This window comes from Streptomyces sp. NPDC054975 (genome assembly GCF_053609105.1).
Window position 1 is genome coordinate 21,978 of record NZ_JBSGWV010000037.1, and the last position, 21,787, is coordinate 43,764.

A 21,787-nucleotide genomic window follows, 5' to 3' on the forward strand; every position below is an offset into this window, starting at 1 on the left:
CGTGGTGGAGACACGGCAGCACCCGTCGGCACAGCGCGCGAGCAGCACGCCGAACAGACAGGACTGGACTGACATGCAACTCGCCCACCACGGTACCGAAACCTGGACCGGCCCGGCAGACCCCGCACTCGTGCAGCGCGCACGGACGGCGATCCGCCAGGTCGTGGCCGCGACCACGACCACCGCGCAGCTCGACGACCTCGCGCTGCGCGCCGCCGAACAGAGCGACACCTCCGGCGCCTGGTACCCGCCCAGTCTCACCCACGGTCTGGCCGGTTCGGCGCTGCTGCACCTGTACGCCGCCCGCGCCGGACTCGGCGACCTCGACACGGCGTACGCCCACATACGCGAGGCGGTCCTGTCCACCCAGGTCGAACCCCTGGAGCACCACGGTCTGTTCGCCGGCACCAGCGGCCTCGCGCTCGCCCTCACGGACGTCGCCAGCGACGAGCCCCGCTTCCGCCCCAGCCTCGACCGGCTGAACGAGCAGCTCGCCGAGCAGGTCCTGGCCGCGCCGCCGCACCGTGTCGAACGCGCCGTGAGCGACCTCGACTACGACCTCGTGACCGGCACCGCCGGCACCCTCGCCCACCTCGCCTCCGTCCCCGAGCCCTCCGAACGGGTCGCCGAGGCCGTCGCCGTCCTCGTCGACCACCTGATCTGGCTCGCGCAGCCCGCAGAGACCGACGGCACACCGCACCGCTGGCTCATCACCCCGGCGCACTACCCCCCTGTCGGCGACTACCACGCCAAGTACCCGCACGGCTACCTCAACCTAGGTCTCTCGCACGGCGTTCCGGGCGTGGCCGCCGCCCTCGCCGCCGCCTGGGAGACGGGCCACCGCAGGCCCGGCCACCTGGAGGCCGTCGCCGGCCTCACCCGGTGGATCCGCGACCAGGCCGGCACCGACGCGCACGGCCCCGTGTGGGGCGACGGAACCCCCGTCGACGAGCACGGCCACGAAGCCGCCGCCGGATGCGGCCACGACCGGATCGCCTGGTGCTACGGCACCGTGGGCGTCGCCGGCGCCCTCCTGAGCGTCGCCACCGCGACCGCCGACGAGGAGCTGCGCGCCGCCGCCGTCACCGCCTTCGACGGCGCGCTGGCCCGCGCCCGGCACGTCCGGCCCCTTTCGCCCACGCTCTGCCACGGACTCGCCGGACTCGTCATGCTCACGCGGGAGTTCGCGCCCTGGAGCGCCACCGCCCGCGACCGGCTGCCCGAGCTCCTCGGGGAGCTGCTCGACGACCACGACCCGGACCTCCCGCTCGGCTTCGCCGACCTGGAGGAACCCGACAAGCCCGTCGACGACCCCGGGCTCCTCACCGGCGCCACCGGCGTCGCCCTCACCCTGCTCGCCGTCCTCGGCGACGAGCGGCCCGCCTGGTTCCGCGCCTTCCTCGCCCGGTGATGCCCATGTCCCCCTACGAGCCCGCCGGGTTCTTCCTGCTGCGCTCCCCGGTCCTGCCCGCCCGCGCCTTCCTCGACCTCACGGCGGACCCCGCCCGCACCCCGCAGGCCCTGATCGACCTGGCCCGCCGCCCGGACGTCGCGCGCGCCCTGCTCGTCGCCAGCGAGGACCTGGCCGGCAGCCTCGACCGCCTCGACGAGCTGAGCGGGAAACGCGTCCGCCGTCTGCGCTCCGGGCTGCTGCGCTACCTGACCCGCATGGCGACCAGGCCGACCCCCTTCGGCGCGTTCTCCGGCGTCGCCATGGGCGAGTTCGGCCCCGCCACCACCGCCCGGCTCGGCCGGCCCGAGGACCACCGGCTGCGCGTACGGGCCGACATGGGCTGGCTCCTCGCCCTGATCGAGAAGCTGGAGGAGGACGCCGATCTGCTGCGCCAACTCCACCTCGTCCTCAACCCGATGGCGGACTGCGCCGGTGACCGCGTGGTCCTGCCCCAGGCCGACAAGTACGGCCGCCACGACGCACGGACCGTGCGCATCCGTGCCACGCCCGCCGTCGACCTCGTCATGCGGACGGCCGCCGCGCCCGTCCCGTACGAGCGGCTCACGGCCGAACTCGCGGCCGCGTTCCCCGAGGCGTCCCCGGAGACCGTCGAGGGCCTGGTCCGGCAGATGTGGGACCTCGGCTTCCTCATCGGCGACCTGCGGCCCCCGCAGACCGCCGCACGCCCCGAACACCACGTCCTGAAGAAGCTCACCGGCGTCCCGGCCGCCGCCCCCACCGCCGACCGGCTGCGCGCCGTCGCCGACCTCGCCGACCGCGTCCACGACACCGCGTCCCTGCGCGCGCTGGCAACGGCCCAGAGCGAGCTGGTCCCCGGGCACACGGGCCGCACCTACCAGGCCGACACCCTCCTCGACCTGCGCGAACCGGTCCTGGACGCCTCGCTCGGGGACGCAGCGGCCGAAGCGGTCGGCGTCCTGATGCGGCTCAGCGCGGCCCACGGCAGGCGCGACCATCTGACGCGCTACCGCGAGGAGTTCACCGAGCGTTACGGGGCCGGGACCCGCGTACCGGTCCTCAGCCTGCTCAGCCCCGACACCGGCCTCGACGCACCGCCGACGTACACCAACCCGCCCCGCTCCATCGAGCTGCCCACGGCGCCGCCCGACGACACCGGCCGACTCGACGGCGCGCTCGTCGAGTTCGCCCAGCAGGCGTGGTGGGACCGGGCCGACGAGGTCGAGCTGACCGACGCCTGGCTCGACCGGCTCGCCCCGCCAGGACCCGTCCCCGACCCGCCGCCCGCGATGGAGGCGTACCTCCAGATCCACGCCGCCGACCGGCAGGCCCTCGACCGGGGAGAGTGGCGCGCGGTCCTGCGGCACGACAGCCTCACCTACGGCGGACGCACCTTCGGCCGCTTCGGCGACCTGCTCGGCGAGGACGCCGTGGAGCGGCTGCGGCAGTACGCCCGGCGCGAGGAGGCCCTCTTCCCGGACGTCGCGTACGCCGAACTCGCCTTCCTGCCGCCCTACGGACGGGCCGCCAACGTGACGCTGCGCCCCGCGGTCCGGCCCTACGAGATCCCCGTCAACACCGCCCCGTCGGTGGGCCCGGACCGGGTCCTGACGCTGGACGACATCCTCGTGGGCGTCTGGGGAGACCGCTTCCACCTGTGGTCGCGCCGGCTCGACCGGGAGGTCGTCGTCGCCCAGCACCACATGCTCAGCCCCACCCTCGCCCCGAACGTCGCGCGCTTCCTCATCGAGGCGTCTCAGGACGGCTTCGTCATGCCCACCGGATTCCACTGGGGCCCGGCGGAGGCGGCCCCGTTCCTGCCCCGCGTCACCCGGGGCAAGGTCGTCCTGCGGCCCGCCCAGTGGCGGCTCGCCCCCGGCGCAGGCGACGACCTCGACGGGTGGCGGGAACGGTGGCGCGTGCCCCGGCACGTCTACCTCGTGGAGGCCGACCAGCGGCTCCTCCTGGACCTCGACCATCCCGCCTGCCGCGACGAGATCCGCACGGAGCTGGAGAAGCGGAAGACCCTCGTCCTGCACGAGATGCTGCCGTCCTTCGACGGCATGTGGCTCCAGGACGAGGCCGGCGACCGGTACGCCGCCGAGGTCGTCGTGCCCGTCGTCGCCCGCGACGCCGTCCGCGCCACCCGCGCCCCCGTGCCACGCCACCGCCGCGAGGTGCCGGTGGAGCGCCACGCGCCCGGCGGTGCCTGGACGTTCCTCAAGGTCTACGCGGCCCCCGAGCGGCAGGACGAGATCCTCGCGGGCCCGCTGCTCGACCTCGTCGCCGAACTGGGCGGACAGGAACTCCTGGACCGCTGGTTCTACATCCGGTACGCCGACCCCTTCCCGCACCTGCGCCTGCGGGTGCGCGGCACGGACCCCGCCCGCACCCTCACCCACGTCACCGCATGGGGCCGGGAGCTCGTCGAGAAGGGCCTCGCCCGCGACATCGAACTCGCCGGCTACGCACCGGAGATCGCCCGCTACGGCGGCCCGGACGTCTTCGACACGGCCGAGCGGCTCTTCCGGTCCAACAGCGAGGCCACCGCCCAGCTGCTGTCCCGGCGCCTCGACATCCGGCCCGAGTTCCTCGCCGTCGCCGCCCTGGACACCCTCCACGCGCAGTGGGGCGTCGACCTCTCCGCGCACACGGGCCACGCCACCGGCCAGGAGGAGGCTCATGTCCGCGACACGCGCGCGCTGTTCCGCGCCCACCGGGCCTACCTGTGCGAACTCCTCAGCCCCTGGGACCGCGACCCCCACGAGGAGGGCCGCGCCCACCGGCTGCTGATCCAGGAGGCCTTCGCGGCCCAGGCCCCGGCCGTCGCGGAGACGGCGGCGGCCGTGCGCACGGCCGCCCGGCAGGGCACCCTGGTCGGCTCCGAGGACCAGATCCTCGCCAGCCTGGCCCATATGCAGATCAACCGGCTGCTGCCCATCGACCTCGACCGGGAGGCCCGCAGCCACGCCCTGTGGAGCCACGTCCGGCGCGCGGTCCGCGGCCGCGAGGCCGCGTCGGCGAGCACACCGGGACCGGACCACGGGCCGGGGCAGGGTGAGGGCCGATGATCTGGCTGCGCGTCAGCGGACTGTTCTGGCGGCTCAGCCCGCTGCGCGTGTCCGCCTTCACGGCCGTCTCCGTCCTGCTCGCCCTGATCCCGGCCGCCCAGATCGGCCTCGTCGCCGCCGCCGTCCAGGGCGTCGCCGACGCCGTCACCGGCGACCCGGACGCGGGCCGCACCGCCCTGCTCGCGGGCGCCGCGCTGCTGGGCGTGGGCCTCGCCAACCATGTGCTCGGCACCTTCCTCCAGTACCTCGACACCCTCCTGCGGCTGGAACTCACCGCGCGCGTGGGCGAGTGGGTGATGCGCAAGGGCACCCTGCTCGACCTCCAGCAGTACGAGGACGCCGAGGTCTACGACAAGATGCAGCGCGCCTTCCAGGAGAGCAGCGGAGGCCGCGTCTACCAGGTCTTCACCCAGCTCCTCGAAGTCGCCAGGGAACTGGTCACGCTGGTGACCGTCAGTGTCGTGCTGTTCTCCTGGAGCCCCTGGATCGCCCTGGTGATCCTGCTCTCGCCCGTCCCGTCGGTGATCTCGTACATGTTCTTCAGCCACAGGGCGTACGAGATCGAGTACGACCGGGCCCCCGACCGGCGCCGCCTGTACTACTACCAGCACCTCACGACCACAGACCACACGTACAAGGAGGTACGGCTCTTCCAGCTCGGGCCGCACCTCGTGGACCTCTACACCCGGCTCGTGCGGCGGTTCTTCGACGTCGACCGGCATCTCGCCCGCCGCCAGTCCGTGCTCGGCGGCGTCCTCGGCCTGATCAGCGTCGCCGCCTCGTCCGGCGCCGTGCTCTGGGCGATCCACAGCACCACCGACGCCGGGCAGGTCGGACAGCTCGCCGGCTACCTCCAGGCCGTCGGATCGATCCAGGTCTCCGCACACGGCATGCTGCTCGGCGTCGCCGCCCTCTACAAGGACAGCCTCTTCCTCGGCAACCTCTTCGACTTCTTCGCCCTGCCCGAACGGCAACTCAAGGGCGGCACCCGGCCCTTCCCCGACAAGCTCCGCAAGGGCATCGAGTTCCGTGACGTGCGCTTCGTCTACCCCGGCACCGGCCGCGTCGTCCTCGACGGTGTCAGCTTCACCCTCCCGGCCGGCCAGTGCGTCGCCCTCGTCGGGCAGAACGGCGCGGGCAAGACCACACTCGTCAAACTCCTCACCCGCCTCTACGAACCGACCAGCGGCCAGATCCTCGTCGACGACGTCCCGATCGAGGAGTACGACCTGGACGACCTGCAGCGCCACATGGGCGTCATCTTCCAGGACTTCATCCGCTACGAACTGCCCGTGCGCGACAACATCGGCTTCGGCCGCGTCGAGGCCCGCGAGGACACCGACCGCGTGGCCGAGGCGGCCCACGCGGGCGGGGCCGCGGGCATCGTCGAGTCGCTGCCCGCGGGGTACGACACCATCCTCGGGCGCCACTTCGAGGACGGCCACCAGCTCTCCGGCGGCCAGTGGCAGAAGGTCGCGCTGAGCCGCGCGTTCATGCGACGCGCACCCGTCGTCGTCCTGGACGAGCCGACGGCGGCCATCGACGCCGAGGCCGAGGCCGAGATCTTCTCCCGGCTCAAGGACGTGGCCCGCGGCGCCACCTCCCTCGTCATCGCCCACCGCTTCTCCACGGTCCGGATGGCCGACCGGATCGTCGTCCTGGAGAACGGCCGAGTCATCGAACACGGCGTGCACCAGGACCTCCTGCGGGCCGACGGTGTGTACGCCCGTCTCTTCCGAATCCAGGCTTCGGGCTACCTCACCGAAGCCGCTTCCTCCTGAGGTCGAGCGATGCGCGCATCCGTCCTGTACCCCGTCATGCCGACGGACCCCGAGTCCGTCGTCCCCTTCGCCGCGCTCGTCCGAGACGGCTTCGCCGCCCGCCTCTGGCAGGGCCAGTCGCTGAGCGCGGACACCCAGCAGGTCTTCGCCTACCTGGCCGGTCTCGGCCACCGCATACCCGTCGGCACCAGCGTCGTCCTCATGCCGCTGCGGCACCCCATGGAGGCCGCGATCCAGGCCCGCTCCCTGGCGCTGCTCACCGGTCACCCCACGGTCCTCGGGCTCGGCCCCGCGACCCCGGACTTCGTCGCCGGCCTGCACGGCAAGCCCTACGACAGCCCGCGCGACGCCTGCGTCGCCTACCTCCGGGAGGTACGGCGCCTCCTGGCTCCCGAGGACGACGGGGGCGCCGTCAGCCTGCCGGGGATGGAGCACCCCGGCGTCGAGACCGGTCTCGGCGTGCTGCGCCCCGCGCTCGCCCGGGCCGCCGGCCAGGTCGCGGACGTGGCGATCAGCTGGATGACCCCGCCCGGCTACGTCCAGGACACCCTGCTGCCCGCCATGGCCAAGGGCGCCGCCGAAGCGGGCCGGGCCGTACCGCGCGTGGTCACCGTCGTGCACGCCGCCGTCGACCGCCCGCAGCGCAACCCGTACCGGCTCGCCTACACAGCGGCCCGTGTCCACCTCGCCGGACCCCACTACGCGGACATGCTCCGCCGGGCCGGCCTGCGCGTGCACCACAGCCGCCCCAACCTCGGCGCCCGCGCGCTGGTCGACTCCGGCGTCTTCCTGTACGGCACGCCCCGGGAGATCGCCGCCGGACTGGCCGAATACGGTCGGGCGGGCGTCGACGAAGTTGTCGTCAACGTCGCGGGCGTGTATTCCGAGCATGGCCGACCGGACGCCGTGCGAGACCTGCGGGACATTCTCACGGCGTGCCGCGAGGCGGAGAGCTGACACACGATCGGGTGCGGCAGCACGGGCGGGCCGCAGGGGCCGCGCCCCGCCGCACGCAGGGAGGAGAGGCACCCCCGTGCCCGACGACATCGCCCGCTGGCTGACCGAGCACGCCCGCCCCCTGGGCACGCTGACACCGGGCGCCCCCACCGACGACCTGAAACCGCTGGGGGAGTCCCTGCGCGGGGCCCGGATCGTCGGCCTCGGCGAATCCACCCACGGCACCGGCGAGTTCTTCCGGCTGAAGCACCGGATCGTGGAGTTCCTGGTACGCGAGGAGGGGTTCACGACCCTCGCCATGGAGGCCAGCGAGTCCGCCGCCCGCGCCCTGGACGCGTACGTCCGGCACGGCGTCGGCGACCCCGCGCGCCTCGTCGCCCGCCTCGGCTTCTGGACCTGGCGCACCCAGGAGATGCTCGACCTCGTCGAATGGCTGCGCGCCCACAACCGCGTCCTCCCCGAGGACCGCCGGGTCCGCTTCGCCGGTACGGACCCCCAGCGCAGCGCCGACTCGGTCGAGGCCGTCGCCGCCTTCCTGCGGGCGTCCTCACCCGAACGGGCCGAGGACGTCCGCGAACTGGAGGTCCTGGCCCAGGCCCGTCCCGCCTCGCGCCCCGACCCCGACCAGGCCCTCCTGCACCGCGCCGAGGAGCTCGCCCGCCACCTGGCCGACCACGGCGACGCCGACGACGACGTCCGGGAACACGCGCGGATCCTCGTCCGCACCGCCGACCTCGTGACCCGCTCCCTGGACCACACCGCCGGGCAGGACAGCGTGTTCGCCGTACGCGACAGCTACATGGCCGACGCCGTCGCCCGCCTCGTGGACGACGACCCGGCGGCGCGCGTCATGGTCTGGGCGCACAACGGACACATCGCGAAGGGGACCTACGGCGACCGGGTTCCCGCCCTCGGCAGCAGGCTCCGCGAACGGTACGGCGACCGCTACTACGCCCTCGCCCTGCTCTTCGGCAAGGGTTCCTTCCTCGCCCGCCGGGGCGACGACGTCCAGGGCCTGCCCGTACGGCACCGCATCGGCACCGGCACCCGCTCCGTCGAGGTGCGCCTCGCGGACGCCGTCAAGGGCGACTACTACGTCGACCTGCGGGCCACCGCCCCCTGGCTCCACGCGCAGCACGCGCAGCGCAGCTTCGGCGCCAACGTGCCGCGGTTCGCCTACCGCTTCCACACCGCGCCGCTCGTACCGGCGAAGGACTACGACGGCATCGCCTTCGTCGCCCGCTCGACCTGCTCGCACCTGCTCCCGCAGGTCGATGAGTGAGAGCGGGACCCCCTCACTGCCACATCTCAAGGAGGGCGTTCAGGGTCAGCTTCCACATCGGCTCGGCCCCGGTCCCGAAGGCGGCGGCGAGCGCGTACCCGACGGCCGCGTCATAGGGCTCCGTGGCCGTCTTCGTCCCCGACTCCCACTCGGCCGTCACCGTCCCGTCGCCGGTCGACGTGAAGACGCCCAGGAGTTGGCCGTCCCGCAGCAGACGGCTGGTGGCCAGGGAGTCGGGCACCAGCACGTACGCCCGCTCCCGCGCCGCGGACACGACCTCCACGCGGTACGACCGCCGGGTCAGGAAGCCCTTGGCGGGGCGCAGGACCTCGTCGGCGCCGTCGAGGTCAAGGGTGAGACGCTCCGGGTCGCGCGTCCCGATCGGCACATGACTCTCCGTCTGTGTACCGGCGCTCCGCCGGATCTCGACGCGCGGCAGACCGTCGCCTCTCACGGTCAGCGTTCCGGCCTCGTGGTCGAGCGCGATGTCGACCTCGCCGAAGAGCCGGTCGTCGGCGGGCACGTACGTGAACGGGTCCATCGGTACGCCCTTCCCTCCTGGTCGATCTGGTGATCGTCGCCCCGCCAGTCTCCGTCAGGGCGCGTGGGCCGGTTCCCTTTTCGGCCACGGGCCGGGCGGGCGCCCGGTCGTCGGTCGAGGGATGCGCGACCGTGCCGTTCCTGAAGCCGACCGTGAGGCTCTTGGTCGTGCGACGGCCGGCGGCGAGGCCGCTGCGGCGTGCTTGGATGACCACAGCGTGTACCAAGATCCGTCCCGCCTGCCCGGGCCGCCGCGCGGTACGGGACACTGGGACGATCTCAGGGCGCTGACCTGGGGAGATGCCGGTCCCTGGGACGCGGGGGCGGGATGTGGGAGAGGGAGAAACGGTGGTCGGGGACGAGTTCGCGACATTGCTGGGACAGCTCAAGCAACGGTCCGGACTGAGCTACGGCGCGTTGGGGAAGCGCCTGCACCTGAGCGGTTCCACCCTCCACCGGTACGTCACCGGGGAGGCCGTCCCGGCGGACTACGCGCCCGTGGAGCGGTTCGCCCGGCTGTGCAAGGCGACGCCCGACGAACTCGTCGAGCTGCACCGGCTCTGGGTCCACGCGGACGTGACGCGCCGGCGCAAGGGGGCGACGCCGGAACCCACGCCGGCACCGCCACCGGCACAGGAACCGACACCCGAGGCCCCCGCCCCCACCCCTGAAGCCCACGACGAGATGGTCGTCACCGGCCCCGCCCCCACGGCCGAGCCCCGACCCCGGCGCGCGTGGCGTCGGCCTACCGTCGCGATCGCCGGTGCCGCCGTCGTCGCGGCCGTCGCGTCGGTGGCCCTCGTCCTGAACCTCCCCGCCGGAGCGGACGGCGACGGCAAGCGGGCGACCACAGGCGCCTCGTCCGCCCCCGACACCAAGAGCCCGTCCTCGACCCCCGCGCTGAACGTCGCCACCAACGCGTACAAGTGGGAAGGCCCGTGCAGCCAGCACTACTTGATGGACCGGCCGCCCGCACAGGTGCCACCGCCGCCCACGGAGCCGGACGCGCCCGGCTGGGTGTCGGCGCTCGGCGGAGTCGCGGCCGGTGAACAGCTGCTCGCGCTGACCGTGCAGGGCACGGGGAAGCAGACCGTCGTCCTGGAGGCCCTCCACGTCCGCGTGGTGAAGAAGGGCGCGCCGCTCCCCTGGAACGACTACAGCATGGGCGTCGGCTGCGGCGGCGACGTGTCCACCAAGTCCTTCGGCGTGGACCTGGACTCCGGCCGCCCCGACGTGACCCCCCGGTCCGGTCGGCGGGACTTCCCCTACAAGGTCAGCGAGTCGGACCCCGAGGTCTTCTACGTGAAGGCGAAGGCCGAGGCACACGACGTGAGTTGGTACCTCGAACTGGACTGGTCCAGCGGAAGCAGGCACGGCACCGTCCGCATCGACGACGACGGCAAGCCGTTCCGTACCAGCGGCAACCTCGGCCGGCCCGGCTACGACCATCCGCTGGGCGGCAGCGAGTGGATCGACCGCCCCAAGGAGGACAACAGCACCCAGTGGCCGTAGGACACACCGGGAGGCCTTGGAGTCAGGAAACCCCGGAGAAGCGGGAGCCGGACGCCGTCAGGGCGGGCTCCGGGCGGGCCGGGCCGTTCAGGAGGCTGTGCAGCAGCGCCGGGCGGCGCTCCGGGGAGACGTCCGAGAGGAGGGTCGCCAGGACGGCCATCCGAGCCTGCCCCGCACGCAGCGTCCCCGCCGGTACGGCTCCGGCGGCCACCAGGTCCACCGCTCCGCCGCCGGTGTAGAGCTCGGCGATCGGGCCGGCGGGGACCCGTGTGCTCAGGGCCACCAGGGTGCCCTGGCCGACGGCGGCGCCGACGGCCGCGGCGATCTCGGGGGTGGCGTTGCCCGCTCCGGTGCCGACGAGCACGACGCCGCCGGCGCCGGCCGCGACGGAGGTGTTGAGGAAGAGGGGGTCGCCGTCGCTGTGGTGCATGACCACGTCGACGCGGGGCAGTTCCCCGGCAGCCGGGTCCGCCGTGGGGAGGGGCAGCGGGGTGGGCCGGTCCGGGCTGCGGCGGATGTGGACGCTGCCGAAGCCGACCTTCCCGAGGCCGCTCTCCGTCGGATCGGCGAACGCGTCCGCCGCCAGGGTCTGCGTCTTCACCGTGCCGCGCGCCGCGTGCACCCGGCCGTCGAAGACCACGAGGACGCCCAGGTCACGCACCGAGGCGGCGACCTGCAGGGCGTCGTACACGTTGCCGGGGCCGTCGCCGTCCCCCGTACCGAGCGGACGCTGCGCGCCGGTGAAGACGACCGGGCGGGGATCCGCGTGGTGGAGGTCCAGGAAGAAGGCGGACTCCTCCAGGGTGTCCGTGCCGTGCGTGACGACGACGCCGTCCACGCCGGGGTCGGCGAGCGCCGCGTGGACCGCGCGCAGCAGCGTGAGCTGCCGTACCGAGGTCATCCGGGAGCTGTTGACGTTGAAGAGGTCGACGACCTCGACCGTCACGCCCTCGGGGAGCGCGGAGGTGGCCAGGACGTCGTCACCGGAGGCGTCGGCGGCGTAACCGGTGCCCTGCCAGCGGCTGGCTATCGTGCCGCCCGTGCTGATGAGGGTGATCCGGCGGGGCCGGTCGTCGCGTGTCCACTGCATGGGTGTCTGTCCCGGGGATCGTAGGTAGTCGCCTTCGCAACGATAGGACAGCTTGTCTGCAATGTGATTGCGAGTTCAGGGCCGGATTCGTAAATTGCGGCGTGCATAATTGCGCCATGGACCGGATCGACCGCAGTATCTTGCGCGAGCTTCAGGATGACGGCCGGCTGACCAACCTGGAGCTCGCCCAGCGCATCGGCCTCAGCGCCTCCGCCTGCCTGCGCCGCGTGCGGCAGCTGGAGGAGGACGGCGTGATCCAGGGGTACCGCGCCGTGATCGACCCCTCCGCCGTCGGGCGCGGTTTCGAGGTGCTCGTCTCCATCGAGGTCCGGCGCGACCGGGAGACCGTCGAGGCCTTCGAGGAAGCCCTGCAGGAGATCCCCGACGTCATCGAGGCCTACCGCCTCTTCGGCAGCCCCGGCTGCCTCCTGCGCATCGCGGTCGCCGACCTCGCCGCGTACGAACGCCTCTGGATCGAGCGGCTGACCTCGCTGGCGGGCGTCACGGAGGTCAACTCACAGATCATCATGAAGCGGATCAAGGAGCCGCGCGGACTGCCGGTCGAACGCTGACGCCCCGTGAGCGAGCCGGCCGGAGTCCCTCGTGTCGGTGTTGGGCCGAACGGGTGAGAAACGGGAGGATGGGCCTATGAGTAGGTACGAGAGGTACGACGTCACCGACGAACAGTGGGAGGGCCTCGCCCAGGTCGTCCCCCTGCGCGGCCGTGACGAATGGCCGTCCAGGGTCGACCACCGCGCGATGGCCGACCCGTACGAGGCCGCAGAGCAGCGCCGCATGGTCGTGCTGCGCGTCCAGGTCTTCGCCGACGCCCGCGAGGTCGCCGAGTACCTCATCGCCCGGATCCCGGTCCTCCTCGACCTGACCGGCGCCGACACCGAAGTGGCCAAGCGCATCCTGGACTTCAGCAGCGGCGTCGTGTTCGGGCTCGGCAGCGGCATGCACCGGGTCGACCGCAACGTCTTCCTGCTCGCTCCGGCCGGTACGGAGGTCGAGGGCACCTCCGACGCGGAGGCGGGGGAGGAGACGGCCCGGGTGACCGTCCCTCGATCGTAGGAAGATGGAGAGGGCGTAACGGTTCGTCATCCAGGGGGCTGCGTACGGTCCGATCATGGACTCCACCGGCGGCCCCACGCCCGCTTCCGTCTCCTCCCTCCCTTCGCCCTCCGCCGCTGCCTCCACCTGTACGACGACGCCGGTCCGGGCGCCCTTGCGCGGCCCGGCCGGGGAACGGGCTCCGGCCGGTGGCGGTCCGGCGGGAGGGGTTCCGGCCGGTCGCGGGCCGGTGGACGGCGGGTCCGGTGGCCGAGCCGCGCGTCGGGACATACTGCGGCAGTTGACGGACGCCTCCGCGCGCCGGGCGGCCCGGCCCGCCGTCACCGAGCTCCGCCTCTCCGCCTTCGCCGCGCACCGCGCCGCCGTCCACCCGCTCGGGCCCGTGACGCTCTTCGCCGGGCCGAGCGGCAGCGGCAAGTCCAGCGCCCTGCGGGCCTACGAGGCGCTCGCCCGGCTCGGCGCGGGCGAGGACCTCGCCACCGCGTTCCCCGACCCCGCCGCCTGCGTCCCCGAACAGGCCCGGCCCGACGCCCAGGGAAGGCGGGGCTTCCGCATCGGCTGCACCGTCGACGGCCCGGCCGGACCCGTCCGCCTCGACCTCGCGGTGCAGGCCGAACCCACGCTCCGCATCGTCGGCGAACGGCTCACCTGCCGCGGCCGAACGCTCCTCACCACCGCGCTCCGCGACCCCGGCCGCACGACCGTGCAGGCCGAGTGGCACACCGCGGGCGCCACCCCCGTCACCCGGGCGCCCTTCCCCGACGACCTCCTCGGCACCGCGCTGCTCCCGCTGCGCGTCGCCGGCAAGACGAAGGGACAGCTGGAGGTTCTGGCGGCGGCCGAGCAGGTGGTGGTGGCGCTGCGCTCGGTGTTCCCCTGCGACCCGCGGCCCGACCGGATGCGGGAACCCGTGGAGAGGGGCGAGGGCCGGTTGCGGCGCGGCTGCGACAACCTGGCGGAGGTGCTGCACCGCACCGCCACCGAGTGCCCGCGCCGCCACGCCCGGCTCGCGGCGGTGGCGGACGCCGGCTGCGCGGGCCTCGTCACCGGGCTACGGGTGGAGGAGCTGCCCGACGCGACGGTACGGGCGCTTCTGGAGCGCACACCGGGAAGCGACGGACGGCCGGGCGCGGCCACCCCTGCGGCGTGGACCGGGGACGCCCTGGTCCCGGCGCCGCGCCGGGCGCCCGTCGTGACGCCGCTCGGCCGGCTCGGCGACGGAGAACTGCGCTATCTCGCTCTCGCGCTCGTCCTGCTCACCGGGCCCGGTGTGCTCGCCATGGACCAGCTCGGCGAGGTGCCCGCGGCGATGAGGACCCTGACGATCCTCGCCGACGGCCTCGACCGGTCCCTGGACGGGGCGCAACTGCGCGCGCTGTTCGGCCTCGCCGCCGACATCTGCGCCGACGGGCACATCCGGTTCGTCGGCGCGGTGGGCGAGTGGGCGGCCGGTTACGCGCGCGAGATGCCAGGGGTGTCGGTGGTAGACCTGGGGCGTGAGTGAACTGGATGTAGCGGGATTGCAGCGCAGGCTGGCCGAGTTCGCGGCCGCGCGGCAGTGGCAGCCGTACCACACCCCGAAGAACCTGGCGGCGGCGCTCAGCGTCGAGGCGGCCGAACTCCTGGAGATCTTCCAGTGGTTGACGCCCGAGCAGGCGGAGCGCGTGATGGACGACCCGGACTCCGCCCACCGGGTCGAGGACGAGGTCGCGGACGTGCTGGCGTATCTGCTCCAGTTCTGCGGGGCGTTGGGCGTGGATCCGCTCGCCGCCCTGGCGGCGAAGATCGACAGGAACGAACTCCGCTTTCCCGCCGGACGGCCTCCGGGGCGGGACGGGGACGCGACCGAAAACGGTTTTCGTCACTCTTCGGAGTGATCGGGATCTCCCCATCGAGCTTCCTGTCCACAGATTTCCGAATTCCTCTGGCGTTGAGGCTCAGGCGCCTTCACGCTGGGTAATGGAGTCATTGGGCAGTAAGTCGTACGAACGGGGGCGGCGTTCATGGAAGCGGAGCGACTGATCGCGGCAGGCCGGCACGCGCTCGCGGAGAGCGGGACGGCGCTGGACATCGTGGCGGAGGCTTGGCAGGCCCAGGCCCTCGCGCAGGCGATAGGGAGTCATCTCGCCCTCTGCGGACCGCAGGAGGTCCGGAGCGAGGCACGCGGGCTGAGCGAGATCGGCGGCGGGCGCGGAATGGTGGCCGACCACCCGGTCCTCGGGACGGGCGTTCCGAGGGCCGCCCAGCTCACCGACGTGGTCAATCCGCGCGTGGCGTTGACCGCGCTCGGGGCGCTGCTCGGGGAAGTGGGGATCGCCCTGGTCGGCGTGGCCTGCGCGACCGACGAGGAGGGTCTGTACTGGCAGTGCATCGAGGCCATAGACGCCGCCGACGAGTCGAACGACCGGGTGCGCGGGATGCTGCGCCGACTCGCGGTGCGGGAGCGGGACCGGCCGCCCGATGCCGCCCGGGGCCGGGCGGGTCCGGCGGGGTGGTCATGAGTCGCCGGCGGGCGGCCGGGGCGGCGTCAGTCCGCGCGGGGCTCGTCGTTCGCCTGGGTCTCCAGACGGTCCGCCGAGGACTGAAGGTCGGCGTCGAGCTGCGACAGGTCGGCAGTGAGCGCCGCCATCAGCTCCTCCATCTGCTGCAGCAGGCCCTTGGGGGCGCCGGAGCCCTTCTGCTCGGGCACGGACTGCTGCACCGGCTGCTCGGGCATCGCCCTTTCGGGCGCGGCTTCCTGGGACATGGCGGCCTCCTCGGCCCAGGCCCTTCCCCTGAGGGAGGGGCCACACGGGAGAACGACGCACCGGCAGCGGCCGCCGGCACGCGGGCGCCGGGCGGTCCGGCTCCGCCCGAGCCAACGACGGGTGCCGGGCCACGGTCACTGGCCTGGCGGAACGCGCCACGCCAGGGGGCCCGATATTCACCCGACCGAGCCGGAGCGGCCCTCGGGATGACGGAGAGGTTGACGGCCGCCCGGCGGTGCAGGATGGAGGCATGGATCTTCGAATCTTCACCGAGCCCCAGCAAGGGGCCAGCTACGACACCCTGCTCAAGGTCGCCAAGGCCACCGAGGACCTCGGCTTCGACGCCTTCTTCCGGTCCGACCATTACGTCAGCATGGGCACCGCCGACGGGCTGCCCGGGCCGACCGACGCCTGGATCACCCTGGCCGGACTGGCCCGGGAGACCCGGCGGATCCGGCTCGGCACGCTGATGACCGCCGGTACGTTCCGCCTCCCCGGCGTCCTCGCCATCCAGGTCGCCCAGGTCGACCAGATGTCCGGCGGCCGGATCGAACTGGGCCTGGGGGCAGGCTGGTTCGAGGAGGAGCACCGGGCGTACGGCATCCCGTTCCCCAAGGAGAAGTTCGGCCGCCTCGAGGAGCAGCTGGCGATCGTCACCGGGCTGTGGAACACCAAGCTCGGCGAGAAGTTCTCCTTCGACGGCGAGTTCTACCAGCTGGCCGACTCGCCCGCGCTCCCCAAGCCGGCCCAGGACAGGATCCCGGTGCTCATCGGCGGGCACGGCGCGAGCCGTACGCCGCGCCTGGCCGCCCGGTACGCGGACGAGTTCAACATCCCCTTCGCGTCGCTGGAGGACAGCGAGCGGCAGTTCGGGCGCGTCCGGGCCGCCGCGGAGGCCGCCGGGCGCCGGGCCGACGAGCTGGTGTACTCCAACGCCCTGGTGGTCTGTGTCGGCAAGGACGACGCGGAGGTGGCCCGCCGGGCGGCGGCCATCGGGCGCGGGGTGGAGGAGCTGAAGGCGAACGGTCTCGCGGGCTCGCCCGCCGAGGTCGTCGACAAGATCGGGCGGTACGGAGCGATCGGGGCGTCCAGGATCTACCTCCAGGTCCTCGACCTGGCCGACCTGGACCACCTGGAGCTGATCTCCGACCAGGTCCAGACGCAGCTCGGCTGACGGGGAGGCGCGACGATGAGGCCCGTCCGCACCCTCGCCGAGGCGCTCGCCGACGACGTGCTCGTCCTCGACGGCGGGCTCTCCAACCAGCTGGAGGCCCAGGGCTGCGACCTGGGCGACGCGCTCTGGTCGGCGCGGCTGCTCGCCGACGGGCCCGAGCAGATCCAGGCGGCGCACACCGCCTACGCGCGGGCGGGCGCCCGGGTGCTGATCACCGCGAGCTACCAGGCCACGTTCGAGGGCTTCGCCCGGCGCGGTGTGGGCCGGGCGGAGGCGGCGCGGCTGCTCGGGCGGAGCGTGGAGCTGGCCCGGGCGGCGGGGGAGGGCGCGGCGGCGCCGGTGTGGGTGGCCGCGTCGGTGGGGCCGTACGGAGCGATGCTCGCCGACGGCAGCGAGTACCGCGGCCGGTACGGACTGACGGTGCGTGAGCTGGAGCGGTTCCACCGGCCCCGGGTCGAGGCGCTCGTGGCGGCGGGGCCGGACGTGCTGGCCCTGGAGACGGTGCCGGACCTGGTCGAGGCCGAGGCGTTGCTGCGGGCCGTCGAGGGGTGCGGGGTGCCGGTCTGGCTCTCGTACACCGTGGCGGGGGAGCGGACCCGGGCCGGGCAGGGACTGGGCGAGGCGTTCGGGCTCGTCGCGGGGAACGACCAGGTGCTCGCGGCCGGGGTCAACTGCTGTGAGCCGGCGGACGCGGCGCGGGCCGTGGAGGTCGCCGCCGAGAGCACGGGGAAGCCGGTCGTCGTCTACCCCAACAGCGGGGAGCAGTGGGACGCCGGCGCCCGTACCTGGCGTGGCGCCGGGTCCTTCGCCCCGGACCGGATGCGGGACTGGCCGGCCGCCGGGGCCCGGCTGATCGGCGGCTGCTGCCGCGTGGGCCCGGACCGTGTCGCGGCCCTGTCCGCCGTGCTGGCGCCGTGACGTACAGCCGGGTGCGAGTCGGCCCCGTACCCGAGGGCGGGCCCCTGGAGTGCCTCGCCCGCCACCGGGACCCCGACCCGGACCGGGGGTCCGGGCACCGCCCGGGGGCGTAGGGAAAAATGCCTGGTCGGAGCCGGGTCCGGCGCCCATACTCGGACGTGTGTTCCTGACGATCAGTACCACCGGCACCCCCGAGCGTCCCGCGACCGACCTGGGCTTCCTGCTGCACAAGCATCCCGACAACGCGCAGACGTTCTCGACCTCGCACGGCACGGCGCACGTCCTCTACCCCGAGGCGACCGCCGAGCGGTGCACGGCCGCCCTTCTCCTGGAGGTCGACCCCATCGGTCTGGTGCGGCGCGGCAAGGGCAAGGGCCGGGGCGGCGCCCCCGACTCCGCGCTCGCGCAGTACGTGAACGACCGGCCCTACGCCGCGTCCTCGCTCCTCGCCGTCGCCCTCGCCACCGTCTTCAAGAGCGCGCTGCACGGCGCCTGCAAGGCGATGCCCGAGCGGGCGGCCGCTCCCCTGCCGCTGCGCGTCGAGGTTCCGGCGCTCCCGGCACGCGGCGGAGCCGAACTGGTCCGCAAGCTGTTCGGGCCGCTCGGCTGGGACACGGTCGACGCCGAGCCGGTGGCGCTGGACACCGCGTTTCCCGAGTGGGGCGACTCGCGCTACGTACGCCTCGTCCTCGAAGGGGAGCTGCGGCTCGCCGACGCGCTCAACCAGCTGTACGTCCTGCTGCCCGTACTCGACGACGCCAAGCACTACTGGGTCTCGCCCGACGAGGTCGACAAGCTGCTGCGCGCCGGTGACGGCTGGCTGGCCGACCACCCCGAGCAGAAGCTGATCACCAGTCGTTACCTCTCCCGCCGCTGGGGCCTGACCCGGGACGCCATGGAGCGCCTGGAGCTCGCGCGCCTCGCCGAGGCCGACGGGCTCGACGTCGAGGACGTCGACAACGCGGTCGACGAGTCGCAGGACACCGAGGAGAAGCCGGTACCGCTCGCCGTGCAGCGGCGCGACGCGATCCTCGCCGCGCTGCACGCCGCCGACGCCAGTCGCGTGCTCGATCTCGGCTGCGGGCAGGGCCAGTTGGTGCAGGCGCTGCTCAAGGACGTGCGCTTCACCGACATCGTCGGCGTCGACGTGTCCGTGCGGGCCCTGACCATCGCCGGGCGCCGGCTGCGCCTCGACCGGCTGGGCGAGCGCCAGGCCGGCCGCGTGAAGCTGATCCAGGGCTCCCTCGCGTACACCGACAAGCGGCTCACCGGCTACGACGCGGCCGTGCTCAGCGAGGTCATCGAGCATCTCGACCTGCCGAGGCTGCCCGCCCTGGAGTACGCCGTGTTCGGCTCGGCGCGCCCCCGGACGGTCCTCGTGACCACGCCGAACGTCGAGTACAACGTCCGCTGGGAGTCCCTCCCTGCCGGACACGTCCGGCACGGTGACCACCGCTTCGAGTGGACCCGCGAGGAGTTCCGCACCTGGGCGGCGCGCGTCGCCGAACAGTACGGATACGGCGTCGAGTTCACACCCGTCGGCCCGGACGACCCCGAGGTCGGCCCGCCGACCCAGATGGCCGTCTTCACCCAGCAGACCACCGCGACCCCGAAGGAGGAGCAGGCATGACCACCACCGGTGTCACCCGCACGCTGCCCGTCACCGACCTGTCCCTCGTGGTCCTGGTCGGCGCGAGCGGCTCCGGCAAGTCCACCTTCGCGCGGCGCCACTTCAAGCCCACCGAGGTCATCTCCTCCGACTTCTGCCGAGGCCTGGTCGCCGACGACGAGAACGACCAGAGCGCCAGCAAGGACGCCTTCGACGTCCTGCACTACATCGCGGGCAAGCGCCTGGAGGCAGGCCGGCTGACCGTCGTCGACGCCACCAACGTCCAGCAGGAGGCCCGGCGCCAGCTCGTGCAGCTGGCCCGGCAGCACGACGTCCTCCCCATCGCGATCGTGCTCGACCTGCCCGAGGAGGTCTGCCAGTCCCGGAACGCGGCCCGTCCCGACCGTGCCGACATGCCCCGGCACGTCATCCAGCGCCACCGTCGCGAGCTGCGGCGCTCGCTGCGCGGTCTGGAGCGCGAAGGCTTCCGCAAGGTGCACGTCCTGCGGAGCGTCGAGGAGGTGGAGGCGGCCCAGGTCGTCCTGGAGAAGCGGTTCAACGACCTGCGTCACCTCACAGGACCCTTCGACATCATCGGCGACATCCACGGCTGCCGCTCCGAGCTGGAGACCCTGCTCACCCGCCTGGGGTACGTCGACGGCCACCACCCCGAGGGCCGTACGGCCGTCTTCGTCGGCGACCTCGTCGACCGGGGGCCCGACAGCCCGGGTGTCCTGCGCCGCGTCATGGGGATGGTCGCGGCCGGCGACGCGCTCTGCGTGCCCGGCAACCACGAGAACAAGCTGGGCCGTTGGCTCAAGGGCCGCAAGGTCCAGGAGACCCACGGCCTCGCCGAGACCATCGAGCAACTGGGGCGCGAGAGCGAGGAGTTCCGCGCCGAGGTGGGCACGTTCATCGACGGGCTTGTCAGCCACTACGTCCTCGACGAGGGCAAGCTCGTGGTCTGCCACGCCGGTCTGCCGGAGAAGTACCACGGCCGGACCTCCGGCCGGGTGCGCTCGCACGCGCTGTACGGGGACACGACGGGCGAGACCGACGAGTTCGGCCTGCCCGTGCGCTACCCGTGGGCGGAGGAGTACCGAGGCCGGGCCACCGTCGTCTACGGCCACACGCCCGTTCCGAACACCTCCTGGATCAACAACACCATCTGCCTGGACACCGGCGCCGTCTTCGGCGGGAAGATGACCGCGCTGCGCTGGCCGGAGCGCGAACTCGTCGACGTACCGGCGGAGAAGGTCTGGTACGAGCCGACCCGGCCGCTCACCACCGACGCGCCGGGCGGTCACGAGGGGCGGCCGCTGGACCTCGCCGACGTGCACGGACGCCGGATCGTGGAGACCCGGCAGATGGGCAACGTCTCCGTACGCGAGGAGAACGCGGCGGCGGCCCTGGAGGTCATGAGCCGGTTCGCCGTCGACCCGCGCCTGCTCGCCTACCTGCCGCCGACCATGGCGCCGACCGCCACCTCGAAGGTGGACGGCTACCTGGAGCACCCCGCCGAGGCGTTCGCGCAGTACAGGGCGGACGGCGTGGAGCGAGTGGTGTGCGAGGAGAAGCACATGGGCTCGCGGGCGGTCGCGCTGGTCTGCCGCGACGCGGACGCGGCACGCGAGCGGTTCGGGGCCGACGGGCCCACCGGCGCGCTGCACACCCGCACCGGACGGCCCTTCTTCGACGACCAGGCGGTCACCGAGCAGGTCCTCGCGCGGCTGCGGACGGCGATCACCGCCGCCGGGCTGTGGGAGAGCCTCGCAGCATCGAACAGCGCCTCCGGCGCGGGGGACTGGCTGCTGCTCGACGGCGAACTCATGCCGTGGTCGCTGAAGTCGGTGGGGCTGCTGCGCTCGCAGTACGCGGCCGTCGGCGCGGCCTCCCGCGCCGTCTTCCCCGGCGCGCTCGGCGCGCTGGAGCAGGCGGCGGCGCGAGGCGTGAGCGGAGTGGACGCGCTCCTCGCCAAGCAGCGGGAGCGGGCGGCGGACGCCGAGGCGTTCACCGAGGCGTACCGCCGCTACTGCTGGCCGACGCAGGGGCTTGAGGGCGTGCGCTTCGCGCCCTTCCAGGTCCTCGCCGTGCAGGGCCGCTCGCTGGCCGCCGTACCCCACGACGAGCAGCTCGGATGGATCGACCGGCTGGTCGACGCCGATCCGACCGGCCTGCTGCAGGTCACGCGTCGGCTGATCGTCGACACGGGGGACGAGGCGTCGGTACGCGCCGGTGTCGACTGGTGGCTGGAGATGACCGCGGCCGGTGGCGAGGGCATGGTCGTCAAGCCGCTCGCCGCGCTCGTCCGTGGCGCCGGCGGCCGGCTCGTCCAGCCGGGGGTGAAGGTCCGCGGCCGCGAGTACCTGCGGATCATCTACGGTCCCGAGTACACCCGTCCCGAGAACCTGGAGCGGCTGCGAAACCGTTTCCTCGGCCACAAGCGTTCGCTGGCGCTGCGCGAGTACGCGCTCGGCCTGGAGGCGCTGGACCGGCTGGCCGAGGGCGAGCCGCTGTGGCGGGTGCACGAGGCCGTCTTCGCGGTGCTCGCCCTGGAGTCCGAGCCGGTGGACCCGCGTCTGTGACGGACGCCTCCGTCG

General features: G+C 73.4%; 18 protein-coding genes. 15 read left to right on the top strand and 3 right to left on the bottom strand.

Going from position 1 to position 21,787, the window contains the following annotated elements; translation table 11 throughout:
* The first annotated feature begins 73 nt into the window (after window positions 1-73).
* The 5 genes from ACWF79_RS26095 (at window position 74) to ACWF79_RS26115 (ending at window position 8,523) form a co-directional block, all read left to right on the top strand.
* On the top strand, window positions 74-1,411 hold the full coding sequence (locus ACWF79_RS26095; RefSeq protein WP_453730575.1) for a lanthionine synthetase C family protein: 1,338 nt from the start codon (window positions 74-76) through the stop codon (window positions 1,409-1,411).
* Window positions 1,412-1,416: 5 nt separating this feature from the next.
* Window positions 1,417-4,503 (top strand): lantibiotic dehydratase, encoded by a 3,087-nt coding sequence (locus tag ACWF79_RS26100; protein WP_453730576.1) that lies wholly within the window; start codon window positions 1,417-1,419, stop codon window positions 4,501-4,503.
* A complete protein-coding gene (locus ACWF79_RS26105; protein WP_453730577.1) occupies window positions 4,500-6,284 on the top strand; it encodes an ABC transporter ATP-binding protein in 1,785 nt (594 codons plus the stop codon). Before ACWF79_RS26100 ends, ACWF79_RS26105 begins: the two co-directional genes overlap by 4 nt.
* Window positions 6,285-6,293: 9 nt before the next feature.
* Window positions 6,294-7,241, top strand: a complete 948-nt coding sequence (locus ACWF79_RS26110) for an LLM class flavin-dependent oxidoreductase (RefSeq protein ID WP_453730578.1) — start codon at window positions 6,294-6,296, stop codon at window positions 7,239-7,241.
* A 76-nt stretch (window positions 7,242-7,317) separates the two neighbouring features.
* Entirely contained in the window at window positions 7,318-8,523 is a 1,206-nt protein-coding gene (locus tag ACWF79_RS26115) for an erythromycin esterase family protein (protein WP_453730579.1), read from the top strand.
* A 13-nt stretch (window positions 8,524-8,536) separates the two neighbouring features.
* On the opposite strand, the gene ACWF79_RS26120 is transcribed toward ACWF79_RS26115, so the two are convergent.
* Window positions 8,537-9,064 carry a hypothetical protein gene (locus ACWF79_RS26120; RefSeq protein WP_453730580.1) on the bottom strand — a complete coding sequence of 176 codons (528 nt, stop codon included), beginning with the start codon at window positions 9,062-9,064 and terminating at the stop codon, window positions 8,537-8,539.
* Between the two features lie 347 nt (window positions 9,065-9,411).
* Between ACWF79_RS26120 and ACWF79_RS26125 the strand changes: the two genes are divergently transcribed.
* On the top strand, window positions 9,412-10,575 hold the full coding sequence (locus tag ACWF79_RS26125; protein WP_453730581.1) for a helix-turn-helix domain-containing protein: 1,164 nt from the start codon (window positions 9,412-9,414) through the stop codon (window positions 10,573-10,575).
* A 22-nt stretch (window positions 10,576-10,597) separates the two neighbouring features.
* Here the strand turns inward: ACWF79_RS26125 and ACWF79_RS26130 are convergent, their stop codons facing one another.
* Complete coding sequence (locus ACWF79_RS26130; RefSeq protein WP_453730582.1) at window positions 10,598-11,665, bottom strand: asparaginase; 1,068 nt, start codon at window positions 11,663-11,665, stop codon at window positions 10,598-10,600.
* Window positions 11,666-11,781: 116 nt separating this feature from the next.
* On the opposite strand from ACWF79_RS26130, the gene ACWF79_RS26135 reads away from it, so the two are divergent.
* From ACWF79_RS26135 to ACWF79_RS26155, 5 genes are all read left to right on the top strand, one after another.
* On the top strand, window positions 11,782-12,237 hold the full coding sequence (locus tag ACWF79_RS26135) for an Lrp/AsnC family transcriptional regulator (RefSeq protein WP_453730583.1): 456 nt from the start codon (window positions 11,782-11,784) through the stop codon (window positions 12,235-12,237).
* Between the two features lie 76 nt (window positions 12,238-12,313).
* Complete coding sequence (locus ACWF79_RS26140; RefSeq protein WP_453730584.1) at window positions 12,314-12,739, top strand: cell division protein SepF; 426 nt, start codon at window positions 12,314-12,316, stop codon at window positions 12,737-12,739.
* A 55-nt stretch (window positions 12,740-12,794) separates the two neighbouring features.
* The gene (locus ACWF79_RS26145; protein ID WP_453730585.1) at window positions 12,795-14,243 is read left to right on the top strand and encodes an ATP-binding protein; all 1,449 of its coding nucleotides are present in this window, start codon (window positions 12,795-12,797) and stop codon (window positions 14,241-14,243) included.
* A complete protein-coding gene (locus ACWF79_RS26150) occupies window positions 14,236-14,616 on the top strand; it encodes a nucleotide pyrophosphohydrolase (RefSeq protein WP_453730586.1) in 381 nt (126 codons plus the stop codon). The genes ACWF79_RS26145 and ACWF79_RS26150 overlap by 8 nt, the downstream gene beginning before the upstream one ends.
* A gap of 126 nt (window positions 14,617-14,742) precedes the next feature.
* Window positions 14,743-15,240 carry a DUF6099 family protein gene (locus tag ACWF79_RS26155; RefSeq protein WP_453730587.1) on the top strand — a complete coding sequence of 166 codons (498 nt, stop codon included), beginning with the start codon at window positions 14,743-14,745 and terminating at the stop codon, window positions 15,238-15,240.
* A 26-nt stretch (window positions 15,241-15,266) separates the two neighbouring features.
* Here the strand turns inward: ACWF79_RS26155 and ACWF79_RS26160 are convergent, their stop codons facing one another.
* On the bottom strand, window positions 15,267-15,485 hold the full coding sequence (locus ACWF79_RS26160) for a hypothetical protein (protein ID WP_453730588.1): 219 nt from the start codon (window positions 15,483-15,485) through the stop codon (window positions 15,267-15,269).
* Window positions 15,486-15,736: 251 nt separating this feature from the next.
* On the opposite strand from ACWF79_RS26160, the gene ACWF79_RS26165 reads away from it, so the two are divergent.
* The 4 genes from ACWF79_RS26165 to ACWF79_RS26180 all read left to right on the top strand — a co-directional run bounded on the left by ACWF79_RS26165 (window position 15,737) and on the right by ACWF79_RS26180 (window position 21,772).
* Complete coding sequence (locus ACWF79_RS26165; protein ID WP_453730589.1) at window positions 15,737-16,660, top strand: LLM class F420-dependent oxidoreductase; 924 nt, start codon at window positions 15,737-15,739, stop codon at window positions 16,658-16,660.
* 15 nt (window positions 16,661-16,675) lie between these two features.
* Entirely contained in the window at window positions 16,676-17,578 is a 903-nt protein-coding gene (gene mmuM / locus ACWF79_RS26170) for a homocysteine S-methyltransferase (protein WP_453730590.1), read from the top strand.
* Between the two features lie 160 nt (window positions 17,579-17,738).
* The gene (locus ACWF79_RS26175; RefSeq protein WP_453730591.1) at window positions 17,739-19,208 is read left to right on the top strand and encodes a 3' terminal RNA ribose 2'-O-methyltransferase Hen1; all 1,470 of its coding nucleotides are present in this window, start codon (window positions 17,739-17,741) and stop codon (window positions 19,206-19,208) included.
* Complete coding sequence (locus tag ACWF79_RS26180; RefSeq protein WP_453730592.1) at window positions 19,205-21,772, top strand: polynucleotide kinase-phosphatase; 2,568 nt, start codon at window positions 19,205-19,207, stop codon at window positions 21,770-21,772. The genes ACWF79_RS26175 and ACWF79_RS26180 overlap by 4 nt, the downstream gene beginning before the upstream one ends.
* Window positions 21,773-21,787 lie beyond the last annotated feature (15 nt).